Genomic DNA, 12,812 nt, shown 5'->3' on the forward strand with positions numbered 1-12,812 from the left:
CAGACTTAAATAGCCGCCTGCGCGCGCTTTACGCCCAATAATTCCGGACAACGCTTGCCCCCTACGTATTACCGCGGCTGCTGGCACGTAGTTAGCCGGGGCTTTCTTCTCAGGTACCGTCACTCCGCTAGCAGTTACTCTAACGGACGTTCTTCCCTGGCAACAGAGCTTTACGATCCGAAAACCTTCATCACTCACGCGGCGTTGCTCCGTCAGACTTTCGTCCATTGCGGAAGATTCCCTACTGCTGCCTCCCGTAGGAGTCTGGGCCGTGTCTCAGTCCCAGTGTGGCCGTTCACCCTCTCAGGTCGGCTACGCATCGTCGCCTTGGTGAGCCGTTACCCCACCAACTAGCTAATGCGCCGCAGGCCCATCCGTAAGTGACAGATTGCTCCGCCTTTCATTATTCCACCATGCGGTGAAATAAATTATCCGGTATTAGCTACCGTTTCCGGTAGTTATCCCAGTCTTACGGGCAGGTTGCCTACGTGTTACTCACCCGTCCGCCGCTAACCATCAGAGGAGCAAGCTCCTCATCAAGTCCGCTCGACTTGCATGTATTAGGCACGCCGCCAGCGTTCGTCCTGAGCCAGGATCAAACTCTCCAATAAAGTGTTTGACTTGCTCATTTTGAAACTGACGATTATATTAATCGTTCATTTTTGACGTGTTCCATTTGTTCAGTTTTCAAAGAACTTGCTTGCTTTTGTTCAACATTTTAATGAATATCATAATTTGTCGAACAGTTACTTATTATATCGAATCTTTCTATCAGTGTCAACTTCTTTTTTCTCGATGCAAGCCATTCAGCAAGCAACCGTCCGAAGCGACAAGAAATAATTTATCACGCCTGAACATGAAATGCAATAAGTATATTTTTCCATAAAGATAATCGGTGAACCGGACGAAAAATAAATAAGACTAACCCGCACCAGCTAAGGTTTGGATTAGTCTTTTGTAAACTAACTTTATTATTCAGTATCTGTCTCTGTTTCCGTTACACTGACGGAACCTGCATCTGAAGTGGCAGCATCGCCGCCGCCTTCTTCCGTCTTACCTTCCTTGCCGGCATTAGCCTCTTTATCCTTGATGGCCTTGTCGAGTGCTACCTGGCTTTCCTGCTCCATCGTTTGCAGCGCTTCATCCAAGGATTTCTTCTTTTCTTGAACCAAGGCTAACTCACGATCTTGTATCTGCTGGAATTGGGAGTAGAACTCAACTGGAATTTCATCCGTACGCGAGTACATATCCGCTGACACTTTAGGTTTCAGCTTGTAGAAAACATCCAGGCTGTGCCCGTCAAACTCTTTATTGTATCCCATCCGTGACAGCAACCCGTTGTTCATGGTTCTGGATTTGATCTTTGCAAAATCCTCCCCATTAATAAACTTGATGAAATCCCATGCAGCGTCTGCATTCGGGGAACCCGCCCTAATTCCGAAGACATCATACAAATATACGCTTCTCGTAGTTTCCGGATCGGCCGGATCCACCGGTCCCGACACCATTCCGAGTTCAAACGGCTTGTAATCTTTAAGAGAGTTTTTAACTTCTTTTAAATTTTGCAGGATGTACGGGTCACCCGTCGTGATGGCCATCCGGCCCATAAGGAACAATTGGCTCTGATAATACTCCTCCATCGAGCCCCCCATAAACCCGCCATCCTTTGGATTGTAAACCGTCTTCGAATCTATAGCATCAAGGGCGAGCTTATATACTTTTTTCCATGAATCCGTATTGAGCGTGACCTTTTTGGTACCGGGATTAACCGCAGTTAATCCTTCCGCCGAGGAGATACTCTGAGCCAGCATACTTAGCGACATTCCGTAATTCGTGCCGTAACCATAAATCCTCGTTTTGTCATCTCCATCCGTCGGGAATCTCCGGGCCAAATCGAGAATATCCTGCCAGCTCATCCCGTCGTGCGGAAGTTCTACGCCATGCTTTTTGAACAGATCCGCATTATAGAATACAGCGCTCCCGCCAAAAGTCGGACTTAAACCGTAAAGCTTGCCGCCCCCTTTTTCCTTCAGGATCTCAAGAAGGGCCGGGTAAATCGTCTCGGTATCATATTTATCCCGTTCAATTAATGTATCCAATTCCATCAGTTTGCCGTCGTTGGCCAATTTATCATAGTTATCCGTGCCCACCATAACGACATCCGGCTGTTCTTTGTCGATGAAATCCCGGACAGCCTTGTTATAATCCATAACCTCCCCGTTATTGCCGGAGTAAATCGATTGAGTACTGATTACTTCAATTTCGGTGTTGGGGTATTTCATCGCAAACAAATCACCATACTGCTGAAAAAAATAGCTTTCGTCGTAAAACATAACTTTCAGGCTCCGCTGGGTTTCACTTTCTTTCGCGGGACCGGCCGAGCAACCGGCGGCAATCACCATCAGACTGGCCATTGCCGTCAGCGTAAGTTTACGAACCATTTTACTTTTCAACATAAAATCAAAGATCCCCCCATCATAAAATATCATTTCCTAATAAACTCTAATTTGCGGATTTAGTCTCAACTGTTATGCTCGGCCCTTCGGCAGCTCCGTCTCCCGCGCCTTCTGCGGAATCCGAATCTTTCTTGCTAGCCTGTTCCTTTACCGCTTTATCAAGTATGACTTGCCCTTCCTGCTGGATCGCCTTCAGCGCTTCGTCAACGGATTTACTCTTGCTTTCGACGAGGCCTATTTCTTTAGAGACGATCGGATAATATTGGGTATAAAAATCATTCGGAATTTTCTCCATATTCCGATAAGTGTCCTCGGGGCTCGGCTTCAATTTATAGAACGCATCCAGACTTACACCATCAAATTCCTTGGACATGCCCATTCTGGACAGAACTCCATCGTTCATGGTTCTGGATTTGATCTTTGCGTATTCATCGCCGTTTACAAATTTCATAAACTCCCAAGCTGCGTCCACATTCGGCGAATTCGCCCGGATTCCGAAGATTCTGCCCAGGTAAATATCTCGGGACGTATCCGGATTTGCCGGGTCCGCCGGCCCTGCGGCTATGCCAATCTGAAACGGTTTATAGTCTTTGATCGAACTCTTGGCTTGCTTTAGATTCTGTAAGAAGTAGACGCCGTCCACCGTCATGGCCATGCGACCCATCAAAAACGGCTGGCTTTGATAATACTCTTCCATGGTCCCGCCTTGGAAGCCGCCATCCTTCGGATTGTAGATAGCATTTGAAGCTAATGCATCCTGCGCAAGCTTATAAGTCTGTTTCCAGGAATCCGTATCCAGCGTGATTTTCATCGTATCCGGGTTAATGGCCTTCAACCCTTGGGTCGAAGCAATTCTGGAAGCCAGGTTCTCAAGAGTCGTGCCGCCGTATTGTTCACCGTATCCATAAATTCGGGTCTTCTCATCCCCATCGGCCGGAAAACGACGAGCCGTTTCCAGAATTTCCTGCCAGGTCATTCCATCGTGCGGTACTTCAACTCCGTATTTAGCGAACAAGTCGGCATTATAATAAATCACGCTTCCGTAAAAGGACGGAGCCAGTCCGTACAACTTTCCGCCACCCTTTTCCTTCAACATTTCAAGCAGACCGGGGAAAATCGTATCGGTGCTGTATTTATCCTTATCTATTAACGTATCGAGTTCCATCAACTTGCCTTCGGACGTAAATTTCTCAAAGTTATTGTTATCCATCATGATAACGTCCGGCTGTTCCTTCTCTACAAAATCGCTAAAAGCTTTATCCATATCGGTTTGCTCGCCGTTATACAAACTGTTTGTGCTTACGACTTCAATATCGATATTCGGGTATTTCATAGCGAAGAGATCGCCGTAGGTTTGATAGAAATATCCCTCATCTCCGAACATGACTTTGAGGCTTTGCTGCGTTTCCTTTTCCTTGGCCGCCGGCCCGGCGCTGCACCCCGCAACGAGCAGTAGACTGATTGTCAGGAACAAGGACTTATGTACCCATTTGAATCCCATTGTTACCCCCTATGTTATTGTATAAATTTGGACACTCTAGTCATATAACGTACACCGCTCAACTAAAGTTACATATAAATTGTTATAGTTTTCCACGATTTGTTACATATTTTGGAGAATTGCGATCAAAGTAGTTACAGAGATGAAAAAATCCCCCGCCGCCAATGGCCAGGGGATCTTCACTGAAGCAGATTTGTTAGCTCAAATTACCCGGCACCGACTTGGAGACACGGCCCGTTTTAATTAGTGCAGCTTGAGCTGCGGAACGAATTACCTTCACAAAGATTCACCTCCTTGAAAAAAAATGAGCACGATTCGTTGTGATTCATTTAGAATGCACCGCTTCCTTCGCTTCGTCCGCTTCGTTCTGAAGCCAGATCGTCCGGAGCGCCCGTTTAATCTGGCGTTTCTCATAAGAGCACGGACGCTGTCCGGTGCGCATGCGGAATAAAGGACAGTGATTCCCCTGACAAGCAGGCCGGAAAAAACAAGCCTGACAGTTCTCGTCGCTCTCCTCGCCTGAAGTCGTCCAAAGCGCCAGCTTGTCGTAATCCATATCCAGTGTGCCGTCTTGATGAATCAAGCCCAGCCTGTTATTGTCCTGCTCCAAAGCCACGGAACATTTGTACAGCAAACCGTCGGAACCGACAACCAGGGAATTCGGCTTCGCCGCATAACACACGGCACCTGTTGGCAATAACGTATCCGAAATAAAAGAGCTGACGGTAAGCCCAGCCGCTATCGCCTGCTCATTGAACTCCCAAATTTTAATATCCTTGGTCCGCTCATCGCACACCGGGAGGTTCAGATCATTCTCCCCTCCCATGCAGCCGACGGGGCGAAAATACACTTTAAACCGGGGATCGTCTCCGAACATATCCCGCAGTACGGGAATGAACCGGGAAACGGAGTCCAGGTTGCTGTTGTCGAAGTTGACGCGCAAATTGATTTCAAAGGGACGATTCACTTTTTTTAAGGACAATAGATTGTCGACGATGGTTTGATAGGTTCCGCCACCCCCATGGAGACCCCGGCGGGTGTCATGCACCTGCCCTTCGCCGTCCAGCGTTACCATAAACCGCTCGACTTGCAGATCCAGCATCTGCTCGAATCGTTCCCGGGTTAAATAATAGCCGTTGGTTGACATTTCGGCGCTGTACACCGCCCCGCTCCGTTCACAAGAAGCCATAATAGAGCGGGACAACCGCTCGATGATATGCGGAACGAGCAGCGGCTCGCCGCCGTGCCAGCTAATCGTCAGGCGATTCAGCGTCTTTGCGCGATCTTCCATATAAGCTTCCAGGCCATCAATGACGTCCTGACGCATGGAGGCCCGCGGAAAGTGCTCATAACAATAGTTGCAGCGGAAATTACACGCTTCAGTTACCAAGAGAACCAAATGCATCGTATCCTGAGCGTGCATGGATTGGTGAAGGAACAGGGCCCGGCGGAGTTCATCCGTATCTTCTCTGACGAGGAAACCATGCTCAATCAGTCCCGAACGAAGCTCTGCATCGCCCTCATCAACAACTTCCTCGGCTCCTCTTGGATGCAGACACTCCAACACCCGATTTCTTTCTTCTCCCGTAAAGGATGCGATGGCCCCCGTATAGCTGTTGTAAAGGACCAGGGCGCCTTCTTCATTATCACTCTGCGCATTAAAGCGCGATGGCTTCCAGTGATCCCGGATTACATCCCGATTCATCGTGTCCATTCCATATTCCCATCCTTCACTTCTTCATTTCTAAGTTTCTAAGTCTCCAGGTTCCAAATCCCTAAGTGCAAAGGGAAAGGACCTTTCGTTTGGCACTTTCCATCATGAAAGGAACACCGGGTCGCTTCAATGACCTCAGTCACTTTGCACAAAAAAACTCCGGGCTTAAGGTTCCGCAAGGGAGCCTGCAAGCCCGGAGTTTCTCTCTTTCCGGTTTGTTACCGCACAATATGTTATTCGCCGCCGTTCAGCAGCCTGATAAATTCGTTCTCATCCTCAATCACCGGAATGCCGAGTTCCTGTGCCTTGGCCAATTTGCTTCCGGCTTTCTCGCCGGCGATCACCAGATCCGTCTTCTTCGAGACACTGCCGGTAACCTTCGCGCCGAGCGCTTCCAGCCGCTCCGTCGCCTCGTCGCGGCCGAGCAAGTGCAAGGTGCCGGTCAATACGACGGTTTTGCCGGAGAAGAAGGAATCCGTCACCGGAGCCGTTACCTCCGGCGCTTTGGCTTCAACGCCTTGGGACAGCATCTTTTGAATGCCGGCTTGCATAAACGGGTCGGCAAAGAACGAAACGATGCTCTCGGCAACAATGCCGCCGATATCCGGCAAGGAGGTCAGCTCCTCGACAGTGGCGGACATGATCGCGGACAAATCGCGGAAATGATCGGCCAACACTTTCGTTGTCGACTTGCCGGTGTTCGGTATACCGAGCGCAAACAAGAAGGAAGCGAGGTCGCGTCCCTTGCTCTGCTCAATCGCCTGGAGCAGATTGTTCGCCTTTTTCTCTCCGAACCGGTCCAGCTTGATCAAGTCCTCGAACGACAGAGTATACAGTTCTGCAGGCTCGCGAACGTTCAGTTCATCATGCAGCTGTTCGGCGGTTTTCTCGCTGAACGTTTCGATGTCCATCGCGTCGCGGGACGCAAAATGTGTGATCCGGCTGACGATCTGCGGTTTACAGTCCAGCCGGTTGTTGCAGAACAGATGCGCGCCGCGCTGCTCTAAAGGAAAACCGCAAGCCGGGCAGTTTTCCGGGTAAACGATCTCCCCGCCGTCCTGTTCCTCGGTCACTTTGCCGAGGATTTCCGGAATAACGTCGTTGGAGCGGCGGATGAACACACGCGTGCCAAGCGCGAACTTCAAATTCTTGCGCTCGATATCGCCCACATTGTTGAGCGTGCAGTTCTGCACGGTCACTCCAGCGAGTTCCACGGCTTCCACCTTCGCGAGCGGCGTGATTTTGCCGGTGCGTCCCACGTTCCAGGTCACCGATTCAAGAATCGTGGTCGTCTCCTCGGCTTCAAACTTGAACGCGACCGCCCAGCGCGGGAACTTGTCGGTATAGCCAAGCGCCTCTCGGGTGCGCATGTCAGTGATCTTAATGACGGCCCCGTCGATCAGATAGTCCAGCGAAGAGCGCTGTTCCACGATCGAGTGAAGCACCCCCATCACTTCCTCAAAGCTCTGGTGATAAGTCACGTAAGGGTTCACCTTGAAACGGTTCTCCTTGAGGAATTCCATCATCTCCCGGTGATCGCTAAACTGAATGCCGTTAGAGTACCCTACATTATAGAAAAAAGCACTCAGCTTCCGCTCCGCCGTCGTGCGCGGATTCAAGTTACGAAGAGCTCCTGCCGCGGCATTGCGCGCATTCTTGAGCGGCTCCGCCGCAGTCTCGTTATATTTGGCGAGGACGGACAAATTCATAATGCCTTCGCCCTGCACTTCGATCGTACCATCTTTGTACGGAATCGTAAGCGGGACGGAACGAATAGTTTTAACCTGGGCCAAAATGCCTTCTCCGACGGCTCCGTTCCCCCGCGTGGAGGCTTGCACCAGCTTGCCGTCGGTATAAGTCAGGTTGAGTGTAAGGCCGTCAAACTTAAGCTCCACTACATATGTGGGCTGAGGCAGCGGGTTGTCGGGATGTTTGCTGTTGTAGTCGGCGACCAATTTTTGAACCCGATTATTCCAGTTGATCAGCTGCTCTTCATTTTGCGCTTTGTCGAGGCTCCATAATGGAGCCAGGTGCTTATGCGGCTTAAAGCCCTGCAGCAATTCGCCGCCGACCCGAAGCGTAGGGGAATCGGGGAGCTGCACTCCGGATTCCTTCTCTAAAGCGACCAACTCGTCGTACAGCACGTCATACTCCTTGTCGCTGACGAGCGGCTGGTCCAAAGTATAGTAGTGATAGCTGTACTGATTCAATTGCTCGACAAGCTGTTCCATTCTTTGCATAGCATCCATGCGGGACAACCCTCCTTATATGTATGGAAACGAAGGGACCCGGGGCTTCCGGGGCCGCTTCCGTCTCAATTTAACTATCATTTTCTCTGGCTCTGGCTGCTCTTGCAGGCTGGCTGATAAAAAACCTTGGCGGGTACAATATATCCATTTGTCCACTTTTAGGCGGACATTTTTCCATTTTGTCCTCCTCAGGCGTACAAAACGACCTGGAAGTTGCAACAGCCAGTGCTTGGAACACTGGCTGTATGGCTGAATGCCTGCTGAGCTTCTACTACTCCGTCACTTTCGTGATAGGAGCGAACCCTGCCAGCAGACGCTTCACGCCGACCGGCGCCGGAAAGGCGATTTGCAGCTCCATGTCATTGCCGGAGCCTTTAATCGCCACGACGGTGCCGATGCCCCATTTGCCGTGCGACACTTTGTCGCCGGCGCTGAAGCCTTCGCCGGAGCCGCCGGCGCCCGGCGTTGATTTTCTAGCGGCGGACGGGCCGCCGGAGGTACCGGGCATGCCCGGTACCGTCACGGTAACGCCGCCGCTGCTGCCATTGCCGCTTCGGCCGCCTGCGGCAGGCCGCGAGGCCGGTGATTCGGCCCCGCCGCCGCGGTGGCCGAAGTTGCTGCCGCCGCTGGCGCCAAAGCCGCGGCCGCTGTATGCGCCGCCGATACCCGTCCCCCGGCGGTAGCGGTCGCGCTCGATGGCTGTATCTTCCTTGAGTTCCTCGGGAATCTCCTCCAGGAAGCGCGACGGCGGGTTCGCTGTTGTGCGGCCGAACAGCGTGCGCATCTGCGCGCAGGAGAGGAACAGCTTCTCCTCGGCCCGTGTGATGCCTACATAAGCAAGGCGGCGTTCCTCCTCCAGCTCTTCATTATCAAGGAAGGCCCGGCTATGCGGGAACACGCCTTCCTCCATCCCGATAATGAAGACAACCGGGAACTCCAGTCCCTTCGCGCTATGCATCGTCATCAGCACAACGGCATCGTCGTTTTGTTTTTCCGCATCGCTATTGTCGTTCATGCTGTCGATATCGGCGATCAACGCCAAATCGGTCAGGAAGGATACGAGCGTCTTATCTTCATTATTATTCTCAAATTCCATCGTTACTGACAGGAATTCATCAATATTTTCGAGCCGGGAACGTGACTCCAGCGTATTTTCACTTTGCAGTTCCATCCGGTATTGAGACATTTCCAGCAATTTCTCGGTCAGTTCTGTCACGGACAGGTACTCGACCATCTTGTGCAACGCAGCGATCATATCATAGAACTCAACCAACGCATTGCGGGTACGCCCCGCGAAGCCGAGGTCGTCCACCGTCTCCAGCACGCGGAAAATGGAAGTGCCCCGCTGCGCCGCCGCATCCGCCAGCTTGCCTACCGTCGTATCGCCGATCCCTCTTTTTGGCACATTGATGATCCGGGTCAAGCTGATATCGTCGTCCGGATTGGACAGAAGTCGCAAGTAACCGAGCAGGTCCTTGATTTCTTTACGATCGTAGAACTTGATGCCTCCGACGATCTGATACGGGATATCCGATTTGATGAGAATTTCCTCGATTACCCGGGACTGGGCATTGGTCCGATACAAAATAGCATGATCGCGGTGTTGCTTGCCGTCTTTTACATTTTTGGCGATCTCCGAGGTTACGAAATACCCCTCATCATGCTCCGAATCTGCGCGGTATACTTTGATTTTGTCCCCGTCGCCTTTGTCGGTCCACAGTTTCTTCGGCTTGCGTCCGGTATTCCGGCCGATTACGCCGTTCGCCGCGTTCAGGATCGTCGAAGTCGAACGGTAGTTCTGCTCGAGCATAATCGTGCTCGCTTCAGGATAATCCTGTTCGAAATTCAGGATGTTGCTGATGTCCGCCCCCCGCCAACGGTAGATCGACTGGTCGCTATCGCCCACGACGCAAATCCGGTGATGCTTGTCAGCCAGCATGCGGCACAGCATATATTGGGCCCGGTTCGTATCCTGATACTCATCGACGTGGATGTATGCAAATTTTTTCTGATAAAAATCCAGCACTTCCGGCGTCTCTTTAAACAGCTCGATCGTCTTCATGATCAAATCGTCGAAATCAAGCGAATTGTTGTTGCGGAGCTTCTTCTGGTACATGGTATATACTTTAGCGACGATGCCTTCAAAATAGTCCCCTATCTTTTGCTCATACTGTTTCGGGGTGATCAATTCGTTCTTCGCCGTGCTGATCATCGACTGAACCGCCTTCGGCTCAAACTTTTTAGTGTCGATGTTCATCTCTTTCATGCAATTGCGGATCACGGAGAGCTGATCGGTAGAATCCAGAATGGAAAAGTTCGACGTAAACCCGATACGCTCGATATCTCTACGGAGAATCCGTACGCACATGGAGTGGAAGGTGGATACCCAAATGTCGCGGCCTTCCGACCCGCCAACCAGCCGGGAGACCCGGTCCTGCATTTCGCGGGCGGCTTTGTTCGTAAACGTGATCGCGAGAATCGCCCAAGGCGGAGCCTTGCGCGTAGCGATCAGGTAGGCGATGCGGTGCGTGAGCACGCGCGTCTTGCCGCTGCCCGCGCCGGCCATAATCAGCAGCGGGCCTTCCGTCGTCTCGACGGCTTTGCGCTGCTCCGGGTTTAGGCGGGCCACCGCCTCTTGTATATTAACAGGTTGCATAGAAAATGCTCCTTTCCAAATGCTCAATACTTAATGTGAAGTGAAAATGAATGTATAAGTAAAAGTTTAAGTGAAAGTGACTCCACGTTTTATCGAATAATATAGGATGAATTGTGAAGAAGATTAATGATAATGACGATGGACGATGGCGATGATGATTCGCTGGTTAAACTAGTTGATAGGCTCTAGGACAAGGTAGATTGATGCTTGTAGATTAATAATGTGATAGTAAATATAGTGCTAAGTCGAGTGTTGGACATTAACTGGAAAATATACAGCTAATTTCGCCGTCTTCGTGCAATCTCATTAACTAACTGTAAAACCTACAGCTAATTCGCCTTCTACACGCCAAAGTTGCCTAATTCGTCTTAAATAGATGGAGGTTTTACAGCTAATTTAGTCGTAGGATGCAATTTTGCCAAAATAGCTGGAGAAAATGCAGTTAATTTGTTTTCGGTAGGGCTTGGGTTACTTGGGTTACTTGGTTACTCTTACCTGCTACCACTGCCGTAGAAACTACCGCCAGTAATACTATTCCCTTTCACCGCCTGGACTGTGCTCAGCGCGCCTTGCAGGTCGCTGTAAATTGCGTTACCGACAACGATTGTGTCGCTGACGGCCGCCGCTCGGCGTGCTGTTTCGGCATCGTGAATCCCCCCGCCATAAAAAAGACGAGCACCCTCAAGACATCTGCGCACATCCGCTACAAGCTCCATGTCGCCGAATGTCCCGCTATACTCTACATAGATGATCGGCATCTGCAGCAATTTATCTGCAACCTGGGCGTACGCGGCGGCAGCCGCTGCATCCAGGCCAGTGGTGGCCTCCGTAACTCGGGCAACTGTGGAATCGGGGTTCAGAATGAGGTAGCCTTCCGGAACCAACAACTCCCAAGGAATCATATACCCGTACTGCTCGACCGCCCGGGCATGCTGACCGACCAGCCAATCACTCCGCGAGGTGTTCAGCACCATCGGAATCATATATAAATCAAATCCCGGAACAACGGCTTCCAAATCGGAAACCTCCAGTACGCATGGAATTTCAAACCGGCGGATGCGCGACAAGAGATCCACCGTATTCTCATACGTCACTCCGCTGGAGCCTCCCACCATAACGGCATCGCTCCCGGACATACAAATGGCTTCCAGCACCTCGTCTTCCAATGGACGATCGGGGTCCAACTTGAATACATGCCGCCAAGACTGCAAACTTTGCTTCAACACCGACTCCTCCAAGCTTGTCCAAACTATTCATATACCCGTTTCGGTCACGAAAAACGGGGCCTCTCTCCCGCCCCGCTCGTACTTTGTCCGCTGTATTAGGTCAACCTTTATTTCGTATCAGCTGATTCATGCAAACCGGCTATTTTTCATAGCCACTTCTAGTCTAAGTGACTGTTAGAATACTGTCAATGTTCGTATGAAATGCGAACAAAAAGAACCCGGTCCCCTGAGCTGATCCACAAAGAATGAACGTTCATTATGAAGCTTCCTGGATTTATTATCCCTCAGTAGAAAAGAGCATTTGCATTCTTCCTTCTTTGCATTTATCTGGGAAAAACTCGGATTGTCCTTTAATTTTGAGTAAGACGGTTCAAATTCGAAATGGTATGCTCCGGAAGGGAGGAGGTGAAATTGACATTTTTGTAAGCGCTTTACCATTTTCGACAAATTTGGTGCAGGAGGAATGCTTTAAATGAGGAGATCGTTCAAACAAATTGCTTCAATCTTACTTACAGCGGCCTTGCTAATGCCGGCGGGTCTCATTGTCCGGACCGCGCAGGCAGCGGATTCAGCAGCACCTAATTCGGTAATCGTATACCACGAAAACTTTGAAAATGGCCCGGGTAAGGCAACCCAATCGGGTAGTGCCAACCTGGAGGCGGTAACTGGCAAGAAATTCACCGGCAATGAGGATGGAGCAGCATTATCAGTAAGCAACCGGTCCAATAATTGGGACGGCGTTGACTTCGCATTCGGTGACATCGGCTTGGCGGCTGGACAGGAATATACCGTAACAGCTTCCGTTTATGTTGAGGATGATTATAATCTGCCTCAAGGTGCGCAAGTCGTTCTTGAAGTTGTAAGCAATAAAGGCAGTGATGATGAATCGTACAATGGAATTAGCTCCACAGCGTTTAAAGCAGGACAAGGCGTCTCACTCTCTGCTAAACTCCCAGTTACGAACGTAGAGGGTACAGCTCTTCCGGATAAAATCCAATGATGAAGGTGCA

Annotated in this window: 7 protein-coding genes and 1 rRNA gene; 1 reads left to right on the forward strand and 7 read right to left on the reverse strand. The window is 50.5% G+C overall.

What is annotated here, in order from left to right:
- From KB559_RS13995 to pcrB, 7 genes are all read right to left on the reverse strand, one after another.
- A 16S ribosomal RNA gene (locus tag KB559_RS13995) occupies positions 1-611 on the reverse strand; the annotation flags it as partial.
- 360 nt (positions 612-971) lie between these two features.
- Entirely contained in the window at positions 972-2,456 is a 1,485-nt protein-coding gene (locus KB559_RS14000) for an ABC transporter substrate-binding protein (RefSeq protein ID WP_247681829.1), read from the reverse strand.
- Between the two features lie 46 nt (positions 2,457-2,502).
- Positions 2,503-3,957, reverse strand: coding sequence for an ABC transporter substrate-binding protein (locus KB559_RS14005; RefSeq protein ID WP_211022554.1), 1,455 nt, complete (start codon positions 3,955-3,957; stop codon positions 2,503-2,505).
- Positions 3,958-4,282: 325 nt separating this feature from the next.
- Positions 4,283-5,662, reverse strand: coding sequence for a radical SAM/SPASM domain-containing protein (locus KB559_RS14010; protein ID WP_211022754.1), 1,380 nt, complete (start codon positions 5,660-5,662; stop codon positions 4,283-4,285).
- 242 nt (positions 5,663-5,904) lie between these two features.
- A complete protein-coding gene (ligA, locus tag KB559_RS14015) occupies positions 5,905-7,920 on the reverse strand; it encodes an NAD-dependent DNA ligase LigA (protein ID WP_211022555.1) in 2,016 nt (671 codons plus the stop codon).
- A 271-nt stretch (positions 7,921-8,191) separates the two neighbouring features.
- Positions 8,192-10,576, reverse strand: a complete 2,385-nt coding sequence (pcrA, locus tag KB559_RS14020) for a DNA helicase PcrA (protein ID WP_211022556.1) — start codon at positions 10,574-10,576, stop codon at positions 8,192-8,194.
- A gap of 491 nt (positions 10,577-11,067) precedes the next feature.
- Positions 11,068-11,799, reverse strand: a complete 732-nt coding sequence (pcrB, locus tag KB559_RS14025) for a heptaprenylglyceryl phosphate synthase (protein WP_211022557.1) — start codon at positions 11,797-11,799, stop codon at positions 11,068-11,070.
- A 475-nt stretch (positions 11,800-12,274) separates the two neighbouring features.
- On the opposite strand from pcrB, the gene KB559_RS14030 reads away from it, so the two are divergent.
- A complete protein-coding gene (locus KB559_RS14030) occupies positions 12,275-12,802 on the forward strand; it encodes a carbohydrate binding domain-containing protein (RefSeq protein ID WP_211022558.1) in 528 nt (175 codons plus the stop codon).
- The last annotated feature ends 10 nt before the right edge of the window (positions 12,803-12,812 follow it).

The organism is Paenibacillus sp. Marseille-P2973, from assembly GCF_018101095.1.
Taxonomy (GTDB): domain Bacteria; phylum Bacillota; class Bacilli; order Paenibacillales; family Paenibacillaceae; genus Fontibacillus; species Fontibacillus vini.